This is a genomic window from Rhizobium sp. NZLR11, from assembly GCF_019685115.1.
GTDB lineage: Bacteria > Pseudomonadota > Alphaproteobacteria > Rhizobiales > Rhizobiaceae > Rhizobium.
In genome coordinates this window covers 1-25,361 of the sequence record NZ_JABDWD010000013.1, presented here as the reverse complement: position 1 = coordinate 25,361, position 25,361 = coordinate 1, and the positions used below count along the sequence as shown (strand labels likewise).

The 25,361-nt window shown below is 60.9% G+C and carries 28 protein-coding genes; 17 read left to right on the top strand and 11 right to left on the bottom strand.

Annotated elements, in window-relative coordinates:
- Positions 1-28 precede the first annotated feature (28 nt).
- On the top strand, positions 29-1,003 hold the full coding sequence (locus HJB83_RS21490; RefSeq protein WP_221132591.1) for a mannonate dehydratase: 975 nt from the start codon (positions 29-31) through the stop codon (positions 1,001-1,003).
- A gap of 35 nt (positions 1,004-1,038) precedes the next feature.
- A complete protein-coding gene (gene kdgD, locus HJB83_RS21485; RefSeq protein WP_221132590.1) occupies positions 1,039-1,965 on the top strand; it encodes a 5-dehydro-4-deoxyglucarate dehydratase in 927 nt (308 codons plus the stop codon).
- 139 nt (positions 1,966-2,104) lie between these two features.
- Here kdgD and HJB83_RS21480 read toward each other — a convergent pair whose 3' ends face one another.
- The 4 genes from HJB83_RS21480 to HJB83_RS21465 form a co-directional block, all read right to left on the bottom strand.
- Positions 2,105-3,178: an ABC transporter ATP-binding protein gene (locus HJB83_RS21480; protein WP_207584173.1), complete on the bottom strand. Its 1,074-nt coding sequence runs from the start codon at positions 3,176-3,178 to the stop codon at positions 2,105-2,107.
- Between the two features lie 23 nt (positions 3,179-3,201).
- The gene (locus HJB83_RS21475) at positions 3,202-4,050 is read right to left on the bottom strand and encodes a carbohydrate ABC transporter permease (protein WP_207584172.1); all 849 of its coding nucleotides are present in this window, start codon (positions 4,048-4,050) and stop codon (positions 3,202-3,204) included.
- Positions 4,043-4,981, bottom strand: coding sequence for a carbohydrate ABC transporter permease (locus tag HJB83_RS21470; RefSeq protein WP_207584171.1), 939 nt, complete (start codon positions 4,979-4,981; stop codon positions 4,043-4,045). The genes HJB83_RS21475 and HJB83_RS21470 overlap by 8 nt, the downstream gene beginning before the upstream one ends.
- A gap of 86 nt (positions 4,982-5,067) precedes the next feature.
- Positions 5,068-6,372 carry an ABC transporter substrate-binding protein gene (locus HJB83_RS21465; protein WP_221115947.1) on the bottom strand — a complete coding sequence of 435 codons (1,305 nt, stop codon included), beginning with the start codon at positions 6,370-6,372 and terminating at the stop codon, positions 5,068-5,070.
- 201 nt (positions 6,373-6,573) lie between these two features.
- On the opposite strand from HJB83_RS21465, the gene HJB83_RS21460 reads away from it, so the two are divergent.
- The 3 genes from HJB83_RS21460 to HJB83_RS21450 are packed head-to-tail and all read left to right on the top strand — an operon-like array spanning position 6,574 to position 9,566.
- Positions 6,574-7,773: an ROK family transcriptional regulator gene (locus HJB83_RS21460; RefSeq protein WP_207584169.1), complete on the top strand. Its 1,200-nt coding sequence runs from the start codon at positions 6,574-6,576 to the stop codon at positions 7,771-7,773.
- A gap of 33 nt (positions 7,774-7,806) precedes the next feature.
- Entirely contained in the window at positions 7,807-8,907 is a 1,101-nt protein-coding gene (locus HJB83_RS21455) for a Gfo/Idh/MocA family protein (RefSeq protein ID WP_207584168.1), read from the top strand.
- A 17-nt stretch (positions 8,908-8,924) separates the two neighbouring features.
- A complete protein-coding gene (locus HJB83_RS21450) occupies positions 8,925-9,566 on the top strand; it encodes a ThuA domain-containing protein (protein WP_207584167.1) in 642 nt (213 codons plus the stop codon).
- A 208-nt stretch (positions 9,567-9,774) separates the two neighbouring features.
- Here the strand turns inward: HJB83_RS21450 and HJB83_RS21445 are convergent, their stop codons facing one another.
- Complete coding sequence (locus tag HJB83_RS21445; RefSeq protein WP_207584166.1) at positions 9,775-10,254, bottom strand: DUF2938 domain-containing protein; 480 nt, start codon at positions 10,252-10,254, stop codon at positions 9,775-9,777.
- 257 nt (positions 10,255-10,511) lie between these two features.
- Here HJB83_RS21445 and HJB83_RS21440 point away from each other — a divergent pair, with 257 nt between their 5' ends.
- Complete coding sequence (locus tag HJB83_RS21440) at positions 10,512-11,309, top strand: creatininase family protein (protein ID WP_207584165.1); 798 nt, start codon at positions 10,512-10,514, stop codon at positions 11,307-11,309.
- 16 nt (positions 11,310-11,325) lie between these two features.
- On the opposite strand, the gene HJB83_RS21435 is transcribed toward HJB83_RS21440, so the two are convergent.
- Positions 11,326-12,276 carry a LysR family transcriptional regulator gene (locus HJB83_RS21435; RefSeq protein WP_207584164.1) on the bottom strand — a complete coding sequence of 317 codons (951 nt, stop codon included), beginning with the start codon at positions 12,274-12,276 and terminating at the stop codon, positions 11,326-11,328.
- A 182-nt stretch (positions 12,277-12,458) separates the two neighbouring features.
- Here HJB83_RS21435 and HJB83_RS21430 point away from each other — a divergent pair, with 182 nt between their 5' ends.
- The 7 genes from HJB83_RS21430 (at position 12,459) to HJB83_RS21400 (ending at position 18,979) form a co-directional block, all read left to right on the top strand.
- A complete protein-coding gene (locus HJB83_RS21430) occupies positions 12,459-13,475 on the top strand; it encodes an ABC transporter substrate-binding protein (protein WP_207584163.1) in 1,017 nt (338 codons plus the stop codon).
- A gap of 70 nt (positions 13,476-13,545) precedes the next feature.
- A complete protein-coding gene (locus HJB83_RS21425; RefSeq protein ID WP_221132589.1) occupies positions 13,546-14,370 on the top strand; it encodes an ABC transporter ATP-binding protein in 825 nt (274 codons plus the stop codon).
- Positions 14,370-15,233 carry an ABC transporter permease gene (locus tag HJB83_RS21420; RefSeq protein ID WP_259669482.1) on the top strand — a complete coding sequence of 288 codons (864 nt, stop codon included), beginning with the start codon at positions 14,370-14,372 and terminating at the stop codon, positions 15,231-15,233. Before HJB83_RS21425 ends, HJB83_RS21420 begins: the two co-directional genes overlap by 1 nt.
- Positions 15,233-16,546 carry a cytosine deaminase gene (locus HJB83_RS21415; protein WP_221132588.1) on the top strand — a complete coding sequence of 438 codons (1,314 nt, stop codon included), beginning with the start codon at positions 15,233-15,235 and terminating at the stop codon, positions 16,544-16,546. The genes HJB83_RS21420 and HJB83_RS21415 overlap by 1 nt, the downstream gene beginning before the upstream one ends.
- A gap of 1 nt (position 16,547) precedes the next feature.
- Positions 16,548-17,954: an FAD-binding oxidoreductase gene (locus tag HJB83_RS21410; protein ID WP_221132587.1), complete on the top strand. Its 1,407-nt coding sequence runs from the start codon at positions 16,548-16,550 to the stop codon at positions 17,952-17,954.
- Positions 17,954-18,535 carry an NAD(P)H-dependent oxidoreductase gene (locus tag HJB83_RS21405; RefSeq protein ID WP_221132586.1) on the top strand — a complete coding sequence of 194 codons (582 nt, stop codon included), beginning with the start codon at positions 17,954-17,956 and terminating at the stop codon, positions 18,533-18,535. Before HJB83_RS21410 ends, HJB83_RS21405 begins: the two co-directional genes overlap by 1 nt.
- 54 nt (positions 18,536-18,589) lie before the next feature.
- A complete protein-coding gene (locus tag HJB83_RS21400) occupies positions 18,590-18,979 on the top strand; it encodes a RidA family protein (RefSeq protein WP_221115941.1) in 390 nt (129 codons plus the stop codon).
- A gap of 25 nt (positions 18,980-19,004) precedes the next feature.
- Here the strand turns inward: HJB83_RS21400 and HJB83_RS21395 are convergent, their stop codons facing one another.
- Positions 19,005-19,517 carry a MarR family winged helix-turn-helix transcriptional regulator gene (locus HJB83_RS21395; RefSeq protein WP_207584157.1) on the bottom strand — a complete coding sequence of 171 codons (513 nt, stop codon included), beginning with the start codon at positions 19,515-19,517 and terminating at the stop codon, positions 19,005-19,007.
- A gap of 44 nt (positions 19,518-19,561) precedes the next feature.
- Between HJB83_RS21395 and HJB83_RS21390 the strand changes: the two genes are divergently transcribed.
- Entirely contained in the window at positions 19,562-21,058 is a 1,497-nt protein-coding gene (locus HJB83_RS21390) for an FAD-dependent oxidoreductase (protein ID WP_207584156.1), read from the top strand.
- Between the two features lie 127 nt (positions 21,059-21,185).
- On the opposite strand, the gene HJB83_RS21385 is transcribed toward HJB83_RS21390, so the two are convergent.
- The 3 genes from HJB83_RS21385 to HJB83_RS21375 form a co-directional block, all read right to left on the bottom strand.
- Positions 21,186-21,452: a hypothetical protein gene (locus tag HJB83_RS21385; protein WP_207584155.1), complete on the bottom strand. Its 267-nt coding sequence runs from the start codon at positions 21,450-21,452 to the stop codon at positions 21,186-21,188.
- Entirely contained in the window at positions 21,452-21,622 is a 171-nt protein-coding gene (locus tag HJB83_RS21380) for a hypothetical protein (RefSeq protein WP_010069037.1), read from the bottom strand. Before HJB83_RS21380 ends, HJB83_RS21385 begins: the two co-directional genes overlap by 1 nt.
- Before the next feature lie 122 nt (positions 21,623-21,744).
- The gene (locus HJB83_RS21375) at positions 21,745-22,002 is read right to left on the bottom strand and encodes a DUF982 domain-containing protein (protein ID WP_207584309.1); all 258 of its coding nucleotides are present in this window, start codon (positions 22,000-22,002) and stop codon (positions 21,745-21,747) included.
- Positions 22,003-22,387: 385 nt separating this feature from the next.
- Between HJB83_RS21375 and HJB83_RS21370 the strand changes: the two genes are divergently transcribed.
- Positions 22,388-23,215, top strand: coding sequence for a nickel-binding protein (locus HJB83_RS21370; RefSeq protein WP_207584154.1), 828 nt, complete (start codon positions 22,388-22,390; stop codon positions 23,213-23,215).
- A 93-nt stretch (positions 23,216-23,308) separates the two neighbouring features.
- Here the strand turns inward: HJB83_RS21370 and HJB83_RS21365 are convergent, their stop codons facing one another.
- Positions 23,309-23,602 carry a DUF982 domain-containing protein gene (locus tag HJB83_RS21365; protein ID WP_221132585.1) on the bottom strand — a complete coding sequence of 98 codons (294 nt, stop codon included), beginning with the start codon at positions 23,600-23,602 and terminating at the stop codon, positions 23,309-23,311.
- Positions 23,603-24,445: 843 nt separating this feature from the next.
- Between HJB83_RS21365 and HJB83_RS21360 the strand changes: the two genes are divergently transcribed.
- A complete protein-coding gene (locus tag HJB83_RS21360; RefSeq protein WP_207584152.1) occupies positions 24,446-24,655 on the top strand; it encodes a hypothetical protein in 210 nt (69 codons plus the stop codon).
- A gap of 3 nt (positions 24,656-24,658) precedes the next feature.
- Positions 24,659-25,237, top strand: a complete 579-nt coding sequence (locus tag HJB83_RS21355) for a Fic family protein (RefSeq protein WP_207584151.1) — start codon at positions 24,659-24,661, stop codon at positions 25,235-25,237.
- The last annotated feature ends 124 nt before the right edge of the window (positions 25,238-25,361 follow it).

The following is a 25,361-nucleotide window of genomic DNA, read 5'->3' as shown; positions in this document are numbered from 1 at the left end:
ACATTGTGTAATTTCGAAAGAGACTCAAATGTATCTGGGAACACAGGTCGCAGCGCGGGACGACGACGATTATCGTATCTTCGCGCAACTGGGTGTGAAGCATATCAACGCCGACCCGCCGGGAAAACCCAGCAGTTGGACGCTTTCCGATCTCGAGCGTCATCGCGACAAGGTCGAAAGCTTCGGCCTGATCCTCGACATGATCCAATTGCCGCTGCCTTCGCAGCCGATCGAGAAGGCGTCCTATCCCGATATATTGCTTGCCGGCCCCGATCGCGACAGGCAGATCGACGCCGTCTGCAAGCTGATCGAGAATACCGCGGCGGCCGGCATTCCGGCGGTGAAATATAACCTCAATCTGATCGGCATTCCCCGCACACCCGATGAACCGGGACGCGGCGGGTCGATGAATGCCAGCTTCCGCTGGGACAAGACGGATCAGCAGGCCGAACCCGGCCTTGCCGGCGTGCTGTCCGAAGACGAAAACTGGGAACGGATCGACTATTTCCTCGAGCGCGTCGTGCCTGTCGCTGCCAGCAATCGCGTCCGGCTCGCCTGCCATCCGCACGACCCCTATACCCCGCCCGGCTATCGCGGCGTCACGCGGGTGCTCGGCACCGTCGAAGGCCTGAAGAAATTCGTGCTGATGCGGGAAAGCCCTTATCACGGCCTCAATTTCTGCCAGGGCTCGATCGGCGAGATGCTCGAAAATCCCGGCAAGGAGATCGACGATGTCATTCGCTGGTTCGGCCAGCGCGGCAAGATCTTCAATGTTCACTTCCGCAACATTCGCGGCGGCAAGCTTTCCTTCATGGAGACCTTCCCCGACGAAGGCGACATGGACATGGTCCGCTCGGTCAGGATCTACAAGGAAGTCGGCTTCAAATACATGCTGATGCCCGACCACGTGCCGACCGTCAGCGGCACGGATCCTTCCGCCACCGCATTTGCTTACTGCTACGGCTATATCGCGGCCCTTCTGCAGGCGCTCGAAAGCGCCTGAACGGTCAACATTCAACACGTAAAGAACAGGACTTGATGATGAACCCGAATGAATTGAAGAAGGCCGTCGGTAGCGGTCTCCTGTCGTTTCCGGTGACGCATTTCGACGATCAGCTGAAATTCGACGAGGCGAAGTACCGCCGCCATGTCGAGTGGCTTGCGGGCTACGATGCGGCTGCACTATTTGCCGCCGGCGGCACGGGAGAGTTCTTCTCCCTCAATCCCGCCGAGATTCCGCAGGTTATCAGGGCCGCCAAGGCGTCGGCCGGCAAGACGCCGATCATCTCGGGAACCGGCTACGGCACGTCGCTCGCCATCGAGATCGCACAGGCGGCCGAGAAGGCAGGCGCGGACGGATTGCTGCTGCTGCCGCCCTATCTGATGTTTGCGGAACAGGCCGGCCTCGTCGCCCATGTCAAGGCGATCTGCCAATCGGTCGGCATCGGCGTCATCGTCTATAATCGCGACAACGCCGTGTTGACGGCCGAAAGCATCGCGCGGCTTGCCGAGGAATGCCCGAACCTGATCGGTTTCAAGGACGGCGTCGGCGATGTCGACAAGGTCATCGAGATCACGACCCTGCTTGGCGACCGTCTCGTCTATGTCGGCGGCATGCCGACCCATGAAGTCTATGCCCAGGCCTATTTCGCCGCCGGCGTGACGACCTATTCCTCGGCCGTCTTCAACTTCGTGCCCGCCCTCGCCCAGCGCTTTTACGGCGCCTTGCGCACCGGCGACCAGGCGACCGTCGACGAGATCCTGAAGAGCTTCTTCTTCCCGTTCGTCGCCTTGCGCAACCGCAAGAAGGGCTATGCCGTCTCGATCATCAAGGCCGGCCTTCGCGTCCTTGGGCAGAACCCGGGCCCGGTGCGCCCGCCATTGACGGATCTCACTCAGGAAGAGCTAGCGCTGCTCGACAAGATCGTCCAGGCCAACGGCGTCTCGCGGATCGCGGCGGAATAGTCTCTGGCTGTCTTTATCAGCAGTCACGACCGCCGGGCTTGCTCGGCGGTTTTGTCGTTGTCAGGCATCCGTTAAATCACGCCTACGGCATGTCGCGCAAAGTGCGCAGCAATTTTGCGATACCTACATGCGATCCACTTCAGAGCGCCACGCCGCTGTTGCGGTCGAAGACGTGCACCTGATCGCTGGCAATGCTTGCCTCGAACACCGCGCCGTAGCGGACGGGGTATTCGCCGTCGACGATGGCGGTCACCTGCTGTCCGGCAAGGTCGAAAACCACATGGGTCTGGGCGCCGGTGGGTTCGACCAGCATGGTGCGGCCGGCAAGCGGCGTGCCGGCTGATATGCCGGGAATGAGATGTTCGGGGCGCAGGCCGATGGTGACGGCCTGGCCGCGCCTGACCTTGCGGTCGGGCGCGATGCGGATTGCCGTGCCGTCGGTCAGGCGGGCGGCGGGTTCGCCATTTTCGCCGTCGACGGTGCCGTCGAGCATGTTCATCGCCGGCGATCCGATGAAGGCGGCGACGAAGAGATTGGCGGGCTTCCGGTAGAGTTCGAGCGGCGTGCCCTGCTGCTCCACCCTGCCCTGATTGAGCACGACGATGCGGTCGGCGAGCGTCATCGCTTCGATCTGGTCGTGGGTGACATAGATCGAGGTCGTCTTCACCTTCTGGTGCAGCGTCTTGATTTCCGAGCGCATCTGCACGCGGAGTTTCGCATCGAGGTTGGACAGCGGCTCGTCGAACAGGAACACGGCCGGATTGCGCACGACGGCGCGGCCCATGGCGACGCGCTGGCGCTGGCCGCCGGAAAGCTGGGCCGGCTTGCGGTCGAGCAGTTCGGCGAGATCGAGCATACGGGCGGCCTCGGCAACGCGGGCCTCGATCTGCGGCTTGGCAACGCCGGCGAGCTTCAGATTGAAGCCCATGTTTTCAGCCACGGTCATGTGCGGATAGAGCGCGTAGGACTGGAAGACCATGGCGATGTTGCGTTCGCGCGGGGTCATGGCGTTGACGACCTTGCCGCCGATGGAGATGTCGCCATCGGTGATTTCCTCAAGGCCGGCAATCATCCGCAGCAGCGTCGATTTTCCACAGCCGGAAGGCCCGACCAGGGCGACGAATTCCCCATCCTGAATATCCAGCGAGATGCCGTGGATGACATCGACGGCGCCATAGGTCTTGCGAATATCGTTCAATTCAACGGATGCCATAAATGCACCTCCAAGGGTTCGGCTCAGGACTTCACGGCGCCCGCGGTCAGGCCGGCGATGATGTGTCTCTGGGCGACGAAAAAGACGATGATTGTGGGAAGGATGGTCAGCGTGATGAAGGCCAGCACCAGCTGCCATTCCGTGCCGTATTCGCCGCGATAGACCATGATGCCGAGCGGCCAGGGATATTTCGATTCGGAGTTCAACATGATCAGCGGCAGGATGTAGCTGTTCCAGCTGCCGACGAAGGAGATGATGCTGACGGTGGCGACGATCGGCCGGGAAAGCGGCAGCGAGATATGCCAGAAGAATCTGAGATAGCCGCAGCCGTCGACGAAGGCCGCCTGAAACAATTCTTCCGGAAGGTTGCGGAAATAGTTTCGGAACAAAAGGATGCTCATGCCGAGGCCGAAGGCCACCTGCGGCAGCACCACGCCCCAATAGGTATCGAGCAGGCCGAGATCGCGGATGCGGATGAAGAGCGGCAGGATTGCGGTTGCCGCCGGAAACATCAGGCCGAGCAGGAAATAATTGAGCAGGAAGGAGGAGCCGAAGAAGCGGACATGGGCAAAGGCGAAGGCGGCCATCGACGAAACGATCAGCGTCAAGAGCACGGTGAGCGCGGCGATAACCAGCGAATTGCCGATCTGCAGCCAGTAGCGCTCGCCGAACAGAATGTCGGTATAGTTTGCCCATTGCCACTCTATCGGCAGGCCGAAGGGATTGGTGCGCAGGTCGCCCAACGTCTTGAAGCCGCCGAGCGCCGTCGTCAGCAGCGGCACGAGTACGATCGCGGCAATCAGGCTCAGCGACACGTAGAGATAGACGCGGGTCGAGGTGCGCATGCGGATGGAAGAACTCATATCAGTCATGGCGCATGAAGATCCTTTTGTAACCGAAGGCGAGCGTGACGCAGATGATGAACAGCACCACGCCGACGGCGCTGCCGAGGCCGACCTGCATGCGCATGACGCCGTAGGTGTAGAGGAAGGTGACCATCGTCTGCGTTGAGTTGGATGGCCCGCCGCCGGTCAGCGGCATGATCATGTCGAAGAGCTGCAGCGAGCCGACGACGGCAAAGAAGATCGAGAGGCGCAAGGTCGAGCCGAGCAGCGGCAGCGTGACATAGCGGAATTTCTGCCAGCCGGTGGCGCCGTCGATCTCGGCTGCCTCCAGCACGCTCTTGTCGACCGATTGCAGGCCGGCGATGAACAGCATCATGTGGAAACCGAAATATTTCCAGACGATGACGCCGAGCACGGCATAGATCGCCAGGTCCTTATCGGCGAGCACATAAGGGTTGGCGAAACCGAAGAAATTGGAAACAGCGGCAAACAGACCGTAATCGCCATCATAGACGAAGCGCCAGATCAGGCCGGCGGCAACGTCGGCCAGCACATAGGGCAGGAAGAAGATCAGGCGGTAGGCGACGACGCCGGGAATGCGGTGGGCCAGCATGGTGGCAAGCCAGATGGCCAGCGGCACCTGGATGCAGATCGAGATCACGATGATCAGGCCGTTATTAAGCAGCGCCTGGGTGAAAGCCGCATTTCGAAACAGAACCTGGAAATTGCGCAGGGCGATGAACTCGGTCGGCGTCCCGTAGCCGTTCCACTTGTAGAGGCTGTACCAGGCCGCCTCGCCCATCGGCATGATGACGAAAAGCGTGAACAGCAAGAGCGCCGGCGGCAGAAAGATCAGCAGCACCGTCAGCCGGTCATGGGCGACCGAGCTCCTGGCGTTTGCGGCTTTCCGTGCCGGCCGTGCGGCTGATGTCATCGATGGGACTGAAATATTGGCCATGGGTCCTGCTTTCGCATGTCGTCGGCAGCAATGCCGGCGCTCCCGCTCTTTAGCTGGGAGCGCCGGGAAGGGTCTGCTGGCGCTGGTTATTGTTCCAGTTCGAAAGCGTCCTGGATCATCTGGGCGCCGTCCTTGGAATTCATCTGCCCGGAAACGATTTCCACCGAGACGTCGTTGACGACACGGCCGACGGCAGCACCGAGATCCTGGTCGAAGAAGTTCTGATGCCAGGTCGAACCCGCAAGCTGTTTGGCCGATTCGGCCAGCAGCGGATTGACGACGCCATCATCGGCGCCGACGGCAACGGGCAGAAGCATGCCGGCCTTGGCCATCACCCGCTCGTTCTCCGCGCTCGTCAGGAAAGCGAGGAAATCGATCGCTTCCTTGGAGGCCTTCTTGGTAACGGCCCAGCCGTTCAGACCGCCGAGCGTATCCGTCGGCTTGCCGGCGCCGCCATCGACCGTCGGGAAGACGAAACGGCCGATATTGTCAGGTGCTAGGCCCTTGCCGTCGCCGGCATTCTTGCGCTGATTGGCTTCGGTTGCTTCAAAGCCGAGGATGATCGCCGCCTTGCCGTCACCGAAGACGCCGAGCGTCTGCGGCCAGGTCGCGCCGAGATAGCCGGGCTGGAAAGGTTCGAGTTTGCCGAGTTCGGCGAGATCGTCGCCGGCCTTGATGATGGCGGGATCAAGGAAACCTTCGCCCTCGCCCTTCTTGGCCGCGTCGAAAACCTTCTGGCCGCCTTCGCGCATGACGAGATAGCTCCAGTAGAAATGGATCGGCCATTTCTCACCGCCGCCGCCGGCGATCGGCACAATGCCGGCCGCCTTAATCTTCTTCACCGTGGCGAGAAAATCGGCCCAGCTCTTGATGTCCTCGGCTTTGACGCCGGCCTTGGCAAACAGCGCCTTGTTGTAGAAAAAGCTGACCAGACCGACCTTATAGGGGATGGCCCAGGTCTTGCCGTCAAAGGTCAGGCCGTTGACCGAGGCCGGGGTATAGGCGTTGCGCAGTTTGCCGCCATCAGCATCGAGGGCTGCCGTCACATCCTGCAGCGCGCCGGTCTCGGACTGCTGCTTCAAGACGCCGCCGCCCCAGCTGAAGAAGAAATCCGGCACGTCGTCGGATTGCAGCAGAGTGGGAAGCTTGGCCTTGAAGGCTTCGTTTTCGAGGAACTGCATCTGGATATCGACGTCGGGATGCTGGGCTTCGTATTTCTTGACGATGTCTTCCCAGGCCGCGACGTTTTTCGGGTCGAGCTCGAGATGCAGCCACTTGACCACCGTCGTCGCGGAGGCGGCGCCTGCCCCCAACAGCAACAGGCCGGCTGCCGCGGCCACGGATGCGATGCGCCTGCCGCCGAGAGCGGCGCTTTTGTGCATAAAATTCATGATTTTTCCTCCCAGGGGTCTATCCTCACAATTTTTCCCCTATGCGGATTAATTCACCGGAGCTTTCATCCAATGTCAACCCAATGCCGCTATTTTTATCAAATGCGCTTGACAGGGCCACGAAATTGCCGGCTATTTATTTCGTAACCCGTTATAAATATTTGGGTTCCGCCCAACGAAACGCTTGCCTGGCTAGTTCTCATGAAGACCGCAGATCCCGAATTAATGCGCGCGATCAATCGCTTGAACGTGCTCGATACCGTCCGACGCCATGGGCCGATCTCGCGGATCGAGATCAGCGAGCGCACCGAACTCTCCACCACCACGGTTTCGGCCATCACCGCCTCGTTGCTCGACGACGGGCTGATCCTGCCGCGTCACGAAGGCGATATCCGCAATGAGGCGGTGCGCGGCAGGCCGCGGGTGATGTTGGAACTCAATCCCGATGCGGCGCGTGTGGTCGGCGGCAAGATCGCCGCCAACCGGATGGTGTTCGTCGTCACCAATTTCCGCGGCGACGTGCTGTCGAAGCTGGCTTTGCCGATCCGCCTCGACCGGCAGCCGATCGGCGTCATTGCCGATCTGGTCGAGGATGGCGTCAGGCGCTGTGTCGTCGATGCCGGGCTGTCGCTTGAAGACGTCGACAGCGTCTGCCTCGGTTTTCCCGGCGTCATCGAGCACCGCACCGGCTATATCCGCAGCAGCCCGATCTTTCGCGACACCAATGTCGATTTCGCCGCCGAGATGTCGACGCGGCTTTCGACACCGACCATCGTCGAAAGCGACGCCCACGCCATCACGCTTGGCCATCACTGGTTCGGGAAGGCGCGCGATCTCGAGGATATGGTGCTGATTTCGCTGGAACAGACGCTGGGGCTCGGCGTGCTGCACGGCAACAGCCTGTTCCGCGGCGCCGGTGGCCTCAGCCACAATCTCGGCGACCTCGTGCTCGGCACAGGACCGAATGGCGTCGTGCGGCTGTTCAGCCAGGCCGGCGAAAGCGCAATCCTCGGCGAACAGCTGGCCGATGGGCGTTTTGCCGAAGCGATCCGACTCGGGCGCGGCATGAACCATGCCCAGGCGCTGATCAAGGCCGATGACGACCGGCTGATTGGTGCTGCCATCCGCGCCGGCGAAGCGGTGGGATTGACCGTTGCCAACATCGTCACGCTGTTTGCGCCGCCACGGGTCATTCTGGTGGGATCGAGCCTGGCGCTCGGCGAGCCGTTTTTGAACAGCCTGCGCGATGCCTATGCGCTCGCCATTCCGCCGTCGCTGCGCGGCGTCAGCGAACTCGTCTTCGACGATTCGACCGATGATTTCTGGGCCCAGGGTGCGGCTGCGGTGGCGCTCTACGAACTCTACGAATCGCCCTGGAGCACGACGGGGCCGGCGCTCTGACGAGCAGCACAATCATAATGAATGGAGGACTTCATGGATAAAGTCGGTATCGGCATCATCGGATGCGGCAATATTTCGGGCGCCTATCTCAAGGCGATGGCATCCTTTCCCATTCTCGATATCCGCGGCGTCGCCGATCTCAACCGGGAACTGGCAGAGGCAAAGGCTATCGAATTCAACGTTCCGGCAAAGACCGTCGAGGAACTTTTCGCCGACCCCAAGGTTGAGATCATCGTCAATCTGACGATCCCGAAAGCCCATGTCGCTGTTGCGCTGCAGGCCCTCGAAGCCGGCAAACATACCTATTCGGAAAAGCCCCTCGGGATTAATTTCGCAGAAGGGAAAAAATTGGCCGACGCCGCCAAAGCGCGGAATCTTCGCATCGGTGCGGCCCCCGATACTTTCCTCGGCGGCGGCCACCAGACGGCCCGCATCCTGATCGACCAGGGCGTCATCGGCCAGCCGGTCGGCGGCTCGGCAAGCTTCATGTGCCCGGGCCATGAGCGCTGGCATCCGAACCCCGCCTTCTATTACGAAGTCGGCGGCGGGCCGATGCTCGATATGGGGCCCTATTACATCACCGATCTCGTCAATCTGCTCGGGCCGGTGTCTGAGGTTGTCGGCTTTGCGTCGACGCCGCGTACAGAGCGGCTGGTGACCAGCGAGCCGCGCAACGGCGAACATATTCCCGTGCATGTGCCGACGCATGTCGCCGGCATGATGCGTTTTGAGAACGGCGCCGTCGTGCAGATCGCCATGAGCTTCGATGTCGCCGGCCACAAGCATGTGCCGCTCGAAATCTACGGAACCGAGGGCACGCTTATAGTCCCCGATCCCAACAAATTCGGCGGCCCGGTGGAATATCTGAAGAAGGGCGGCGAATTCGAGGACCAGCCACTCACAGCACCCTATGCCGACGGCAATTATCGCTCGCTCGGCGTTGCCGACATGGCGCATGCGATCCGCTCCAACCGGCCGCATCGGGCCAATGGCGATCTGGCGCTGCATGTGCTCGAAGTCATGGAAGCGTTCCACACCGCGTCTGCGACCGGGCGCACGGTGGCGATCACCACGGCGGTGGTGCGCCCCGCCCCCTTGTCCGATTCCATCGTCGACGGACGGCTGGCGAAATAAATTCAGGAGGAAAGACTATGCGTGAAGCACTGATCGTCTGGGGCGGCTGGAGCGGCCACGAGCCGCAGGAATGCGCCGAAGTCATCAAGACCATGCTCGAGGAGGACGGCTTCAAGGTCTATCTCGAACACGGCACCGAGGCGCTTGCCGACCCTTCGGTCCACGATCTCAGCCTCGTCGTGCCGATCATGACGATGTCGAAGATCGAGAAGGAGGAGGTCAAGAACCTCGCCGCCGCCATCGAGAGCGGCGTCGGCATCGCCGGTTATCACGGCGGCGCGGGCGATGCCTTCCGCGACTCGGTCGATTACCAGTTCATCATCGGCGGCCAATGGGTGGCGCACCCCGGCAACATCATCGACTATACCGTCAACATCACCCGGCCCGACGATCCGCTGATGGAGGGCATTGCCGATTTCCCCTACACGTCGGAGCAATATTACATGCATGTCGACCCCTCGAACGAGGTTCTGGCGACGACCAAATTCACCGGCAACCACGCCTACTGGATCGACGGCGTCGTCATGCCCGTCGTCTGGAAGCGGAAATACGGCAAGGGCCGGGTCTTCTATTCTTCACTCGGCCACCAGGCCAAGGAATTCGACGTGCCCGAGATGAAGACCATCTTCCGCCGCGGCGCCAACTGGGCGGCGCGGTAGGGCGAGGTTCGCGCGGACGGCGGCCCCTCATCCGGCTGCCGCCACCTTCTCCCCGTAAACGGGGCGAAGGGGACAAGCCGCGACCTCTCCGTTCCCCGCTAGCTCTCGCACGGCACGTCCCCTCTCCCCGTTTTTTACGGCGGTCCGAAGGACGGGTCGAGACGAGTGGCTCGACCCCGGTTGGCTGGGTGAGGGGCAGGCCTCAGTCTCAGCGAATGATCAGCGCCGTGCCGTAGAGCCCGAGCGCAAAAACCGTATGCGCGAGCAAATTGAAGCACCGCACCTTGTTCGGCGTCGGATGTTTCGATGCGGCCCAGCCGATGCCGAGGCCGGGCTGCAGCAGGAACCACCCTGCTCCGACGGTGAGAATACCGAAGATCCAGGCGGGGAGAAATGTCGGTGCCGCCAGCCACGCCTGCCCCATGATGAGCGCAAAGATCAAGCCATAGAGAATGCCGACGGCGTAGTGGCTGATCCAGCCGAGCGCCAGTTCATGCGTATAGGGCTCGGCATCGGCGATGCTGTCGTGAAAGACCTTGCCGCGGCGAAGGTGCCAGAACCAGCGGCCGACCGGGGCCCAATTGGGCGCCGTCTGGCCGAAAACCTTGGTGAGCACGATCGCCCAGAGGTCCATGAGGATGGTTGCGCCAGCACCGATCGCCAGGCCGCGCCACAGAATATCGAACATTGGGAATCACCGGAGAGCGTTGAATTGCAGAGGCGCTAGAAAACCATTGCAGGCGCGCCGGCGCAATGGCTCCAGTGAGTTCCCAGCCGCATCCAGGGCTTATGCAATGGTTACCGCCTGCCCCCGCTCTCTGCCCTCTGCGCGGCCCTCGTTGCTGTATCATCCGCAAAAAGGCATCGGTGCGGGCGCAAATTGATGCTTTTCGCGTGCAGCGATATTTCCTACTCACTGTCGAAACGGCAATGAGAGGCGCGGCGATGGCAATGCCATTTTACTGGAACGAACTGAACAGCTCCGATTTCGCCGGACTTTCGGCCAATACGACCATTGCCATCCTGCCGATCGCCTCGACGGAACAGCACGGCCCGCACCTGCCGATCGCGACCGATGTGGCGATCGCCAACGGCATGCTGGCCGAACTGCGAAAGCAGAAGCCTGACGATCTCGATTTCCTGGTTCTGCCGACGCAAGAGATCGGCAAGGCGAACGAACATATCTACGGACCGGGAACGCTGTCGCTCGGCGCTGAGCTGCTCATTCCAGTCTGGACGGCGATCGGCGCCAAGGTTGCCGAAGCCGGCATCCGCAAGATGGTCATCGTCAATTCGCATGGCGGCAATGTCGACATCATGAGTATCGTCGCGCGCGAGCTGCGCGTCCGCTACCAGATGGCCGTCATCTCGACGCAATGGGGCCGCTTCGGCCATCCCGAAGGCATGATCAGCGAGCACGAGTTGAAATACGGCATCCATGGCGGCGAGGTCGAGACCTCGCTGATGCTCCATTTCCGCCCCGATCTGGTGCGGATGGACAAGGCGCAGAATTTTGCGTCCAAGGCCGAATGGATGCGCGAGCAATCGAAATACATCCAGCCGCTGCCGCCCCATTCGCTCGCCTGGATCGCCCACGACCTCAATCCGAACGGCGTCGTCGGCGACGCCTCGCTCGGAACCGTCAAAAAAGGCGAAGCGATCTGCCGCCATCAAGTCAGGGGCTTCATCGAGTTGCTTTACGACCTGACGCGCTATCCGCTTTCCAACCTTTATTCACAATAGCGCCGGCCAGGGCGACCTACTGGGTGATCGGCTTTTCCATCGCGATATGGCCCTTGGCCTGCAGTTCCTGCACGAGGCCGGCAAGTTCGGCCAGCAGATATTCAACGAACAGGCTGGTGGCGGAATCGAGCGGCGCACGGGCGCGGGCAAAAAGCTTCATCGGCTGCTGGCGCGCGTGCGGTTCAGCAATCGCCCGGAAGACGAGCTCGCCCTGCCGGCATTCGGTAATGACGTCGAGCGGGTTCAGCATCGTCAGCCCCGCCCCTGACTTGACCAGCTTCTTCAGCATCTCCGACGCATTGGTTTCAAGCACCGGCTCGACATGCACATCGAGACGCGCCAGCGCCAGGTTGATCACTTCACGCAGGCTGGTGCCTTGCTGGGCCAGCACCAGGCGTTCCTGGACGATATCGGCTAGGTTGATCGGACCCGAACCGATCAGGTGATGGCCGGGCGGCAGCACCACGCCGATCGGAATATCGAAACTGCCGAGCGTTCGAATGCCGGGTGTCGCCGGGATATTGAAGCCGAGGCCGATATCCACCTCGCCCGACAGCACCGGATTGACCGTTGTCGTGCCGGCATCATTGCGCAGTTGCATGAAGACGCGCGGATGTTCCGACTGGAACCGGGCGATGATCTCCGGCAGCGGCCCAGCGGCAAGGCCGACCGTGGTGACCAGGCGGATCTTGCCCGCCTGCTGCATCTTCAGGCTGCGGATGCGCCCCTCCAGCCGCTCGTAATTCTTCAGCACCTCGCGAATATGTTCGATGCAGAGTTCACCGGCCGCCGTCAGGCGCAGGCCGCGCGGCAGGCGCTCGAAGAGCGGAGCGCCCATTTCCTCCTCCAGCGCCAGAATCTGCCGGTTGATCGCCGATGACGCCACGTTCAGCCGCGCTGCGGCTTTGCGGATCGAGCCGGAGCGCGCGATCTCATTGATGTAGATAAGCTTTCTGGAGTGCAGCATCGCAACCTCGTTGCATAAAATTAAAGCAGACAGCACAAATTAGGCACAGGCTTCTGATGAGATGCCGAAAAGGCATCATTGCGCACGAAATTTGATGCTTTTCAAAGAGCAAAGCAATCGCTCCAATGAAGAAAATCGGGCGTCGCAATGGGCGTTCCGAACTCAGAAGGGGAACGCTGATCATGCCCAATGCACTGAAGAATACGGTCTTTTCCGCGCTCATCGGCCTTGGCGGCGCGCTCGCCGCTGCTGTCTCGGCGCATGCGGCCGATAAGGTAAGCTACGGCACGAACTGGCTGGCGCAGGCCGAGCACGGCGGCTTCTACCAGGCGGTCGCCGACGGCACCTATGCGAAACACGGCCTCGACGTCACCATCGTCCAGGGTGGCCCGAACGCGGCCAACAGCGCGCTGCTGATCTCCGGCAAGATCGATTTCTACATGGGTGGGCCGCAGGGCGAGATATCGGCTGTCGAACAGGGCATCCCGCTGGTCGACGTCGCAGCGATCTTCCAGAAGGATCCGCAGGTCCTGATCGCCCATCCGGACATGGGTATCGACAAATTCGCGGACCTCGCCAAGCTCAAGACCTTGTTTCTCGGCAAGGACGGTTACCTCACCTATTTCGAATGGATGAAGGCGAACTACAAGGGCTTCAAGGACGAGCAGTACAAGCCCTACAATTTCAGCCCCGCGCCATTCCTTGCCGACAAGGAATCCGCCCAGCAGGGTTACCTCACCTCCGAGCCCTACGAGATCCAGAAGCAGGCCGGCTTCGAACCGAAGGTCTTCCTGCTCGCCGATAACGGCTATTCGCCCTATTCGACGATGATCACCACCACGCAGACGATGGTCGACAGCAAACCGGATGTCGTCCAGCGTTTCGTCGATGCCTCGATCGAGGGCTGGTACAACTACCTCTACGGCGACAACAGCAAGGCGAACGAGCTGATCAAGAAGGACAATCCTGAAATGACGGATGGCCAGATCGCCTACTCCATCGCCAAAATGAAGGAATACGGCATCATCGAATCCGGTGACAGCCTGGACAAGGGCATCGGCTGCATCACCGACGCGCATTACAAGGCGTTCTTCGACGAGATGGTGGCGATCAAGGTGTTCAAGCCGGAGACCGACTACACCAAGGCCTTCACGACGAAATTCGTCTGCAAGAGCACCGGAATGGCGATGAAGAAGTAAGCCCTCCGACGTCGGCCGATGGTCCGCCTGAGGTGGCGGACCCCATCCTCCCCTGGTGAATGAGACAGGCATGCCCTTAGCAGAAGCCCAGGCCCGATCCCCGCAAGAGACGCGCAAGCGGCCGCTGGTCGCGATGCAGTCGGTCTCGAAGGTCTTTTCCAGCGGCACCGTTGCCCTTTCCGACATGTCGCTCACTGTCGAAAGCGGCGAGTTCGTCAGCCTGCTCGGCCCTTCGGGCTGTGGCAAGTCGACGGCGCTGCGCATCATCGCCGGCCTTGGCGACGTGACGTCGGGAACGATCGACTGGCCGAGTTCGCGCATCAATTCGAAGGGCCTGCCGGAGGGCGATATCGGCTTCGTCTTCCAGGAGCCGACGCTGATGCCGTGGAAGAACGTGTTCGACAATGTCCACCTGCCGCTGAGGTTGAGGCGGATTTCGAAGGCGTCAGCGCATGCAGAAATCATGCAGGTGCTGACCACCGTCGGCCTCCAGGATTTCGCCAAAGCCTATCCACGCGAACTTTCCGGCGGCATGAAGATGCGCGTCTCTATCGCCCGCGCGCTGGTGACGAAACCGAAGCTGCTTTTGATGGACGAGCCCTTCGCGGCGCTTGACGAAATCACTCGGCAGAGGCTGAACGACGACGTGCTGCGGCTCTGGAAGGCGACCGGCATCACCGTCATCTTCGTCACCCATTCGGTCTTCGAGTCCGCCTATCTCTCGAACCGCATCGTTGTGATGAAGGCAAGGCCCGGACGCGTGCATGCCGATGTTCCTCTGACCACCAGCCTGGAACGCGACGAGCATTACCGCACCTCGGAAGAATACCGGAAGGCGTGTGAGACGGTCTCCCTTTCGCTGATCGGGGCAATCAACGCGGCGGGAGAGCATTGATGCGTGACCAAACTGATACGCCGCCGCAGCTCCCTCACCTTGCTGCAAATGCCATTCCCCATGTCGCAGGCGCAAGGCGCCGCGATCTCGCCCTGCGCATCACCATCCCCTTCCTCGTTATCGGTCTGCTGATCCTGATCTGGTACGCCTATGTGAAGCTCTCGGGCGTGCCGCCCTATATCCTGCCGGGTCCGGCCGCAGTGGCAAACGCTTTCGTGACGGACTGGGGTACGCTTGCCCCTGCCCTCTGGGTGACCACCAAGATCACCTTCCTGTCGCTGATGCTGGCCCTTGTCGGCGGCGTCGGCTTTGCGATCTTCCTGGTGCAGTCGCGCTGGATCGAGCTTGCCTTCTATCCGCTTGCCGTCATCCTGCAGGTGACGCCTGTCGTGGCGATCTCGCCGCTGATCCTGATCTATGCGCCGTCGACCCAGGTGGCGCTGCTGATCTGCGCCTTCCTCGTCGCCTTCTTCCCGATCCTTTCGAACATGGTCCAGGGGCTGAAGAGCGTCGACCACAATCTCATCAACCTCTTCGAGCTTTACGGCGCCTCGCGCTGGCAGACGCTGCTCTTTCTGAAACTGCCCGCCGCCCAACCCTATTTCATGACGGGCCTCAGGATCGGCGGCGGTCTGGCGCTGATCGCCGCCGTCGTCGCAGAATTCGCGGCAGGCTCGGCTGGCGCCGGCTCCGGCCTCGCCTTCCGGCTGCTCGAAGCACAATATCGGCTCAACATTCCGCGCCTCTTCGCCGCGCTGCTGATGCTCTCCCTGCTTGGCGTGGCGATCTTCGCCGTCACCTCCTTCATTTCCTGGCTCGCCCTGCACCGTTGGCATGAGAGCAGCCTGAAACGAGAAAACTGATGACCTATTCCTTCCTTTCGCCGCCCAATGCCGGCCGCTTCGTGCTGAACAATGCGACGCTGCCTGCCGTCGCCGTCGAGGGATTTGACGCGCCGGCGATCGACGGGCTGGTCAAGGCGGATATCGTCATCGCCGATGGCGTCATCTCCGCGCTGCTGCCGGCGGGCGCAGCGCCGGTGGAATTGCCACGATCCGATCTGAAGGACGGCATGGTCTGGCCCTGCTTCACCGACATGCACACCCATCTCGACAAGGGGCATATCTGGCCGCGCAACGCCAATCCCGACGGCACCTTCATCGGCGCCCTGGACGCGGTGCGGACGGACCGGGAGGCGCACTGGTCGGCGGCTGATGTCAGCAAGCGCATGGAATTCTCGCTGCGTTCGGCCTATGCGCACGGCACCAGCCTGATCCGCACGCATCTCGATTCGCTGGCGCCGCAGCACCGTATTTCCTTCGAGGTTTTTGCCGAGATGCGCGAGGCCTGGAAAGACAGGATTACGCTGCAGGCGGTGGCGCTCTTCCCGCTGGAAAATATGGTGGACGCGACCTATTTCGCCGACCTGGTCACCGTCGTCCGCGAAAAAGGCGGGCTGATCGGCGGCGTCACCCGGATGACCGCCGATCTCGACAGCCAACTCGATGTGCTTTTCAGGGCTGCCGCCGATAACGGCCTCGACGTCGATCTTCATGTCGACGAGAGCGACGATCCTGCCGCCGAGACGCTGAAGGCGATCGCACAAGCCGTGCTGCGCAATCGGTTCGACGGCAAGGTGACATCAGGCCATTGCTGCTCGCTCGCCAGGCAGGACGAGGAGACGGCAAAACGCACGGTCGAGCTCGTCGCAAAAGCCGGCCTTTCCATCGTCTCGCTGCCGATGTGCAACCTCTATCTGCAGGACCGCTACCCCGGCCGGACGCCTCGCTGGCGCGGCGTCACCCTGTTCAAGGAACTGGCGGCGGCCGGCGTTGCGACGGCAGTGGCCTCCGACAATACGCGTGATCCCTTCTATGCGTATGGTGATCTCGACCCGGTCGAGGTGTTGCGCGAGGCGGTGCGCATTCTGCATCTCGATCATCCGCTAGACACGGCCGCGCGCGTCGTCACCACCTCGCCTGCGGATATTCTCGGCCGGCCCGACAAGGGGCGCATCGCCGCTGGCGCCTTGGCCGATCTCGTGCTCTTCAGCGCCCGGCGCTGGAGCGAATTTCTTTCCCGTCCGCAGTCTGACCGCGTCGTGCTTCGCCGCGGCAAGGTGATCGACCGCAGCCTGCCGGACTACCGTGAACTCGACAGCGTCGTTGGAGCCTGACATGCCGGATTATCAGACGATCAAAAAGCAACTCGAAGGCATCGCCGTCGAGGACAATCCGGCGCTGGTGCGTCAGAAAAGCCGCGATTTCTACTGGTATTCGCCGATCCTGAAGGCGCAGCTCGACAATGTCACGGCCGATCTCGTCGTCACGCCGAAAAACGAAGAAGAGGTCATCCGGGCGCTGAAGGTCGCTTTCGCGCACGGCGTGCCGGTAACGCCGCGCGGTGCCGGCACCGGCAATTACGGCCAGGCCATGCCACTTTCCGGCGGCATTGTGCTCAACCTTGCCGCCATGGACAAAATCAAGGAAATCCATCCCGGCCGGGTTGTCTGCGAACCGGGCATCGTCATTGCCCAGCTCGACAAGCAGACCAAAGCGCATTCCGGCCAGGAGCTGCGCTTCCACCCGTCGACGGCGCAGACGGCGACGGTCGGCGGCTTTATCGCCGGCGGCTCCGGCGGCGTCGGGTCGATCACCTGGGGCGGTCTGCGCGATCTCGGCAATATCCTGCGTCTGCGCGTCGTCACCATGGAGGCCGAGCCGCGCGTGCTCGACCTGACTGGCTGGGACCTGCAGAAGGTCAGCCATGCCTACGGCACCAACGGGATCATCACCGAAATCGAAATGCCGCTCGCCCCTGCCTATGATTGGGTCGACGTGCTTGTCGGCTATGACGACTTCATGGCATCGGTGCGCTTCTCGGATGCGCTGGCCAAATGCAACGGCATCCTCGTCAAGGAAATCGCGCCGATCGCGGCACCGATCCCGCACGACTATTTCACCCGCCACAGGCCCTATATCCGCAAGGGCCAGTCAGTGGTGGTGCTGATGATCGCGCCGCATTCGATGGACGCTTTCCTCGCCTTTGCCGCCGCCAACAAGGGCGAGATCATCTTCCGCTCCGACACGGTCGAAAGCATGAAAGGTATTCCGCATGCCTATGAGCTTGCCTGGAACCACACGACGCTGCGTGCGCTGAAGGTCGATCCCGGCTTCACCTATCTGCAGGTTCAGTATCCAGGCCCGGATCACGTCGCCAAGGTTGCCAAGATGGTCGAGATCTTCGGCGACGAAGTGCCTGGACATCTCGAATTCATCAGGTTCGACGGGCAGATCCAATGCTCCGGCCTGCCGCTGGTGCGCTATACCACGGAGGAGCGCCTCGAGGAGATCATCAAGATCCACCAGGATCACGGCTGCCCGATCTTCAATCCGCATCGCTATACGCTAGAGGAAGGCGGCATGAAGCGCACCGACAAAGTACAGCTCGCCTTCAAGCAGGAAACGGACCCGAGAGGGCTATTGAACCCCGGCAAGATGATCGCCTGGGAGAATCCCGATTTCGATTTCAATGCCGGCAAGAATTATCTCTTCCCCGGGCTTGCGAGCGTCATGGAGGCCTAATGAGAGTTCTCGTGCTTCATTCGCATCCGGTCGAGGAAAGCTACGGCAAGGCGCTCTACAAACAGACGCTGGAAAGCCTGCGAGAGGCCGGTCACGAGGTGGATGCGTGCGATCTCTATGCCGAGAATTTCGATCCGGTGCTCTCCCGCCACGACCGGCTCGCCTATCACGATTATCCCGGCAATACCGCGCTGGTGAAATCCTATGTCGAGCGGCTGAAGCAGGCCGAAGCGCTGGTGCTGGTGACGCCGATCTGGAATTTCGGTTTTCCGGCGATCCTGAAGGGTTATTTTGACCGCGTCTGGCTTCCTGGCGTCTCCTTCGAGTTGGCCGACGGCAAGGTGGAATCGCGGCTGCGCCACATCAGGAAACTCGCGGCCGTGCTGACATACGGCGCGACGCCGTTTCGCGCCTTCGCCGCCGGCAACCCGCCGAAGAAGATCGTCAAGCGTGTGCTGAGGGCGCAGATCAATCCGCTGCGGCCGGTCACCTTTCTTGCCCATTACGACATGAACAACTGCACGCCGGAAACCCGGGCCAGGTTTTTGGAGAAGGTAAAGATGGCGATGGAGCGGTTTTAAGACCCGACCGGGTGGTTGGTCGTGGTAGCATCCTCATTGAAGCAAGGAATGCCCATGAAGAAGATTTTCAATCCGGCGTCTGTCCGTCGTCCATTCGGAAATTACAATCACGGGCTGCTGGTGCCGGCCGGGGCCTCGCTGCTCGTGACCTCGGGGCAGCTCGGGATCGGTCTCGACGAGAAAGTGCCGGAAGATATCGGCGCACAGGCAGAACTTTGCTTCGAGGCCATCAAAGCAATTCTCGCCGAGGCGGAAATGAGTTTTGCCGACGTCATCCGCATCTCAGGCTTCGTGACGAAGCGTGAGGATTTCCCTGCCTATATGGCCATGCGCGATCGCTATACACTCGATCCGAAGCCGGCCTCGACGCTGATCATCATCAGCGGCTTCACCCGCCCCGAATTCCTCGTGGAAGTCGAAGTCACGGCCGCCAAAGTGCTTTGACATTGCCTCTCGGGTCGTCCGCCGGTCAGCCGCCTTCTGTCTGCGGCTCCTCGGCGCCATTGCCGATATCGCCACTAATATCACGGGCGAACTTCCGCATCAGCCGCACCAGTTCATTGAAGTCGTGCTCGTCCCAGCGCTCGAAGATGGCGCGGCCCATGCGCTCGCGCGCGGCGTCGATGCGATCGGTCATGGCCTTGCCCTTCGGGCTAATGACCGCCTCGCGCACGCGCCGATCCGCAGTACTGCCGCGGCGCTCCACCAGATCAAGACTTTCAAGCTTGGCGACCTGGCGGCTGACGGTGGTGTAGTCACGCCCGGCGCGATCGGCAAGTTCGACCACCCCGATCGGACCAAGCCGTTCCACCGTGACCAGCAGCGGAAACAGGGCGCGATCGAGCGAAATACCGGCCTCGCGGACCATCTGCTCATCGCGCTGGGGCCGGTTCATGACGCTGACGATCTCGATCAATGCCCTATGCAACTCGCGCAACCTTTCGGACATATGTGTATTTTGCACGTTTTTTGTTGACGCCATATCCATTCTCCTATTATGTGCATAATACACATATGGAGATCGCAATGACACAGAATTCTTCAGTCGACGTGCTGATATCAGGCGCCGGCGCGGCCGGGCTGACGCTGGCGATCGAGCTGGCGCGGCGCGGCGTATCCTTCCGCCTGATCGAGAAATTGAACGACCCGTTCCGCGGCTCCCGCGGCAAGGGAATTCAGCCAAGAACGCAGGAGGTCTTCGAGGATCTCGGCATTCTCGACCAGATCGTCGCGCTCGGCGGCGCCTATCCCCTGCAGCGAGAATATCGCGACGACGGAATCTTCAGCGAATCCGAAGCCGTGCTGCGTGGGGAGCCGACGCCCGCCGAGCCCTACCATCTTCCGCTGATGGTGCCGCAGTTCCTGACCGAAGGCGTGATGCGCGAGCGCCTGCTCGAACTGGGGCACCAGCCGGAGTTCGGATGCGAACTCATCGGCTTCGAACAGCACGAGGCAAGCGTGACGGCGCGGCTCACGGGACCATTTGGCGAAGAGACTATTCAGGCGCGATGGCTCATCGGCGCGGATGGCGGGCGCAGCTTCGTACGCCACGCGCTTGATATCGGTTTTCCCGGCAAGACGCTCGGCGTGCGCGCCATCGTCGCCGATGTCATGCTGACGGGGTTGGAGCGCGACGCCTGGCATCGCTTCGGCGAAGGCGACATGCGGCGACAGATCGCACTTTGCCCGCTCGCGGGAACGGAACTGTTCCAGATCCAGGGACCCATTCCGCTCGAAGGCGAGATCGACCTTTCCGCTTCATGGTTGACCGCCTTGGTCGCGGAGCGCACCGGCCGCGACGATATTCACGTCCACTCGGTCTCCTGGGCTTCGGCCTTCACCATGAACGCCCGGCTTGCCGATCGCTACCGGCTCGGCCGCGTGTTCCTGGTCGGCGATGCTGCCCATACGCATCCGCCGACCGGCGGACAGGGCCTCAATACCAGCGTTCAGGACGCCTATAATCTCGGATGGAAGCTGGCTGCAGTCGTCGCCGGCGGCCCTGATGCACTGCTCGACAGCTATGAGGAAGAGCGTCGCCCGGTCGCCGCGGCGATGTTGGGTCTTGCCACAGATCTTCTCGACCAACTCAAGCGGGGCGAGATGCGGCGCGGCCGCGAGGTCCATCAGTTGGATATCGGCTATCCCGAATCCTCCATCGCGCTGGAAAAGCCGGAGCGCCGCGGCGGCCTGCTGGCGGGCGACCGCGCGCCGGATGCGCCGCTCACGGGTGCGGCCGGCCAGCCGAGACGGCTGTTCGAACTGTTCAGCGGCGCGCACTGGACGCTGCTCGGCTACGAGGTCGAGCAAGTCACTGTGCCGCCGCGCAGCGGATTGCACATCCACAGGATCGGCCGGCGCGGCGATATCCTTGATAAAGCCGGGCACTTCCGTGACGCCTACGCTCTGACCCCAGGTGACTGGGCGCTCGTGCGCCCGGACGGCTATGTCGGCGCCATCGTCGGATCGTCTGATGCCTTGGCGCTGGATGCCTATCTGGCAAATGTCGGCCTTGGAACATGATGCCTGAGCCGCTTGGAGCAGAATTCTATTTGAGGCGGACCCGGCCTGAAACCATCCCGTTCCAGGCTGCCGGTCGCCCCGCCGCCAGGCGGATCGCCGATCCCCAATGGCGCGCAGCGCAAATGTTTCAGAGGGCGTCGCGCTCGTATCGCGGCGTCCAACCGCGGGTCATTCCCCGGCTGATCGCTCTCTCCGCCAGCGCCAGTTGCTGGCGCAGATGTTTGCAGTCGTCGAGCAGCGAGCGGATCGCCGCCTTGGCATTGTCGTCATGCCAGGCAAGCACGGCTTCGACTTCCCACGCCGGATCTGGCCAAGCTGTATCGGGCCAAGCCGGATCGGGCCGCGCTGAATCGGGCCAAGCCGGCTCGGGTTGCAAGATCTTTGCCGGCTGCATCAGTTTAGCGCCAGTGGCAATTGAACCGGGCGTGGCAAGGGCGGCAGCGGCCGGCTGAGTTCGACCTTTCTCTGCCAGGCGGCGCGCCGCAGCTGATCCCGCTCGCGCGCCGCGCGGGACGCTTCGACAAGAGCTAGGGCGTTGGCGATCACCTGTTCCGTATGCGTCATGACCATCTCCGATGTTCCTGATTTGTTCTAAAATAGAACCTCGGCCGGAAAAGTCAAGTCGGGAGGGATTTGGGTGTTCAACGGGATCAGGCCGGAGCCTGGGGTAGAAACACGGCGGGCGTTCAGTCCGCAGCTTCGATGACGGCGATGCCGGCTTCCTGCGCAGCCCTGATGAAGGATGCCCGCACCTCATCCGGCGGGAGATCGCCGATGATCGCATCCAGGCAGGATTTCACGGCTTCGAAATATTCTTCGCCGTCGTCTACTGGCCAATCGTGCAGCAGCGTGCGCGCGGCATCCCACACAGAGTTAATAACGGCATAATGGCCGAGCCCTATTGAGGCCAAGCCGACCGGTCGAAAATGTGCCGTCTGTCTCACTTTGCTACAGCTTTTCCCAATTTCGGTGAGCGTACCAGTAACAATGCAATTTGCGTGCCGTTGGCGGGCCGCTCGCCTGCGGGGCAACTATGTCTCCTCGTCCCTCCAGCCAGGCGCTTTGAGAACATGCAACCTTTGAACCGTCCCGATCGGCGCAGAGAACCCGGCGATCAGTTATCAAACGACAGATTATGGTAAATATCAGGCTTTCCCTCCCGAACCTACTCATTAAAATCAATCTCTTCCCTAGTATTCTATAGAACTGACAGGATTTCATTGGCATTTCTGGAAGCAACAGGCCGAAATGATCGGATATTGATTGTCCCAAAGGTGGACGCAGCCGCATCCAGATCGTACAATGCCATCCCTTCTGGGAGGACGCGCGATGCCTATCTTCATGGACCGGCACTTTCTCGAGGGAACGTCGGCGGCCGACGTTGCCCGGGCGCACCGCATGGATCTCGACATTCAGGATCGCTACGACGTCAAATTTCTCACCTATTGGTTCGACCAGCAGCGCGGGACCGTCTTCTGTCTCGTCGATGCGCCTGACATGGAGACCGCCCAATGTGTGCATCGCGATGCGCACGGTTTCGTCGCCAACGAGATCGTCGAGGTCGCGTTGTCTGCGGTCGAGGCTTTTCTCGGCCGAATTCATGACCTCGAGCCGGCGGCTGGCCAATCCTCGGCGCAGGTGGATCCCGGCCACCGGGCAATCCTCTTCACCGATATCGTCGGATCGACCGAGATGACGGCGCGGCTCGGCGACCGCATAGGGACCGAAATGGTGAGAGCCCATGACGCGATCGTGCGCCGATGCCTTGGCCAAACGTCAGGCCGGGAAGTGAAACACACCGGCGACGGCATCATGGCCGCCTTTTCCGCCACATCAGCCGCCGTCGAATGCGCCATGACGATCCAGCAGGAATTCAAGCGTTACAACGGCGGAAACGCCGAGCCGATCCACATCCGCATCGGGCTTGATTGCGGCGAGCCGGTCGAGGACAGCAATGACCTCTTCGGATCGACGGTGCAGCTTGCGGCGCGCCTTTGTGCGGTTGCCGCCAGCGACCAGATTCTCGTCTCGGAGAATATTTTCCGGGAGTATGGTGCCGCCGATCTCTTCGGCCACGCCACGCGCCGTCGGCTCAAGGGGTTTTCGAAGCCTATGATGGTCTTCCGATGCGAATGGGCGAATGGCGGGCATGCTTGACGTGACGCTTTGTGGCGAGGGCGGGGCAGCCGACATCGAACGCAAGACGCGCCGCACATGATGTGACGGCGCGCCCCTGCCTACTCAGTATCATCAGGCATTGCCGATATTTCGATCGCCCATCAGCTGTTCGAATTTGGGGGTGCCCTCGACCTTGGCCAGCACACCCGACATCTTCAGAAACCGCCGGAAATTCTCGCGCGCAGCACTCAGCGGGAAACGGCCGCTGGCCGTGTCTCTGCACGCCTTCAACAGCGTGTCATATGCCAGACCTCGCTTGTCCTCCGGCCATTCACCGAGAATATCGAAGATTTCATCGAGACACGTGATCTCAGCGATGAAATGCTGACGATGAAGCAAAACCGGATCGAACCGAGTTTCATTCATAGTATTCCTCCCATTTATATTACTTTTTTATGGGATAATATTACTGAAAAACCATAATTTATTCAAGACAAAAACGGCTGTTTTTCGCTGAAACCATCGGCAACTACTTCCATAATGACAGAATAGCTCGATCAGATTATCTTGAGTGAATTGATCAGCGATCTAGCTTCAAGGCTCCACAAGCTAACGTGACGGCATGGTAGATTGTGACCACGATCAACCTCGCAAGGAGACGTTCAATGAATCGATTTCTCACATTGGTGGCTGCCGGAATGCTGATCGGTGTGTCTGCGATCACGTCTTCCTGCACCTCGCCCAGCAAGCACGATCGCGAAGATTTTCAGTATCAACGGGATACATCGGTAAACCCGGCATGCGCGGGTGGCTTCAGGCCCGGTAACGCGCGCTCGTGCAGTTATTGATGGCGCTGGCGCCCGACATTCGTTCAGCGCTTCGCTGAGATTGCCGGGCCGCCGAAGTGCGAGATGCTGCTGAACCCCGCTTCCCAGGAGAGCAGCCGCGGTATCACCGCGTCGTGAGGCGCGCTGCAGCAACGGGAATGGTTAGGGAACCGCAAGCCCCGCCCGCAGTTAGGTCAACGGGTCACGGTTGGCTCAATTCAAACAGGAGAACGGTTCCCAATGAACAATTTGATCTGGCTTGTCGGCGCTGTCGTTATCGTGCTCGCGATTTTGAGTTTCTTCGGCTTTCGCTGAGTAAGACGTCACTGACGGAAGTTGTGGCGGCTCGACCGGTTTGTCCTCGCGGCGACAGACGGACGAATCTGGCCGCGGCTCCGATAATTATGATCGCGTGAGGGTTGGCTGGATGTTACGATGCGATATGACAAAAGAAACGAAATCAGGTCGGCCTGCTGAATCCGGTCGATTTGTCACACGTCCGATCGGTGAAAAGAAGGCGGCGAAATTTGCCGAGGTCGAAGGTTTGAAGCTGAGTGCCGGTTCCAAGGCGCTGTCGCAGAAACTGACGTCCGGCGACCTTAAGGGGGACGCTTACCGCCGAGAGATAGTCAAAGCTTTCAAGAAAGTCTGACGGGTGGTCCGCTACAATGCCGTCGAGGACCCGCTCTGTTATCCGGGCACTCACGTCCTGGTCAATAAAGCCGATATCGAAGATCAGGATCAGCTTGACCAATTCGAGCAGCTCATGTTCGACTCTCGTGCCACGGAATCCCTCCCGAACGGCAACTTGGATTTCGCGCATTATGGCGCGCTACACTACCATTTTTTCCAGGATGTATACGGCTGGGCCGGGAATATTCGTACCATCCGCACAGGCAAGGGTGACAACTGGTTCGGTTTTCCCGAATACATCGAGGCGGAGGCCAAACGACTGTTTGCTCAATTGGCAAGCCGCGGATATCTCGCAACGGCCGAAACAAAGGACGCCTTTGCCGAAGGTTCCGCATGGTTTTTGGGGGAAATCAACGCGATCCATCCATTCCGTGAGGGCAATGGACGTATCCAGCTGGTCTTCCTCACGATGCTGGCGCGCAATGCAGGATATGAGGTCGATGAAGGCGAACTACGCCCTGGGCCGTTTCTACAAGCGATGATCAAAAGCTTCCACCGCGAGCTGGCACCTCTTGTCAACGAAATCCGGCGAATGATTTAGCAGGCTGCTGAAATTCGCTCTGCGTTGGCGCAGTTGCTTGCTGTGGGTCTGATTTTTTACAGACTGGCTGTCGTGCGGTGGGATTTTGGCCGATTGAGGCGGGTTTTCTGGCCATATCGGCTTA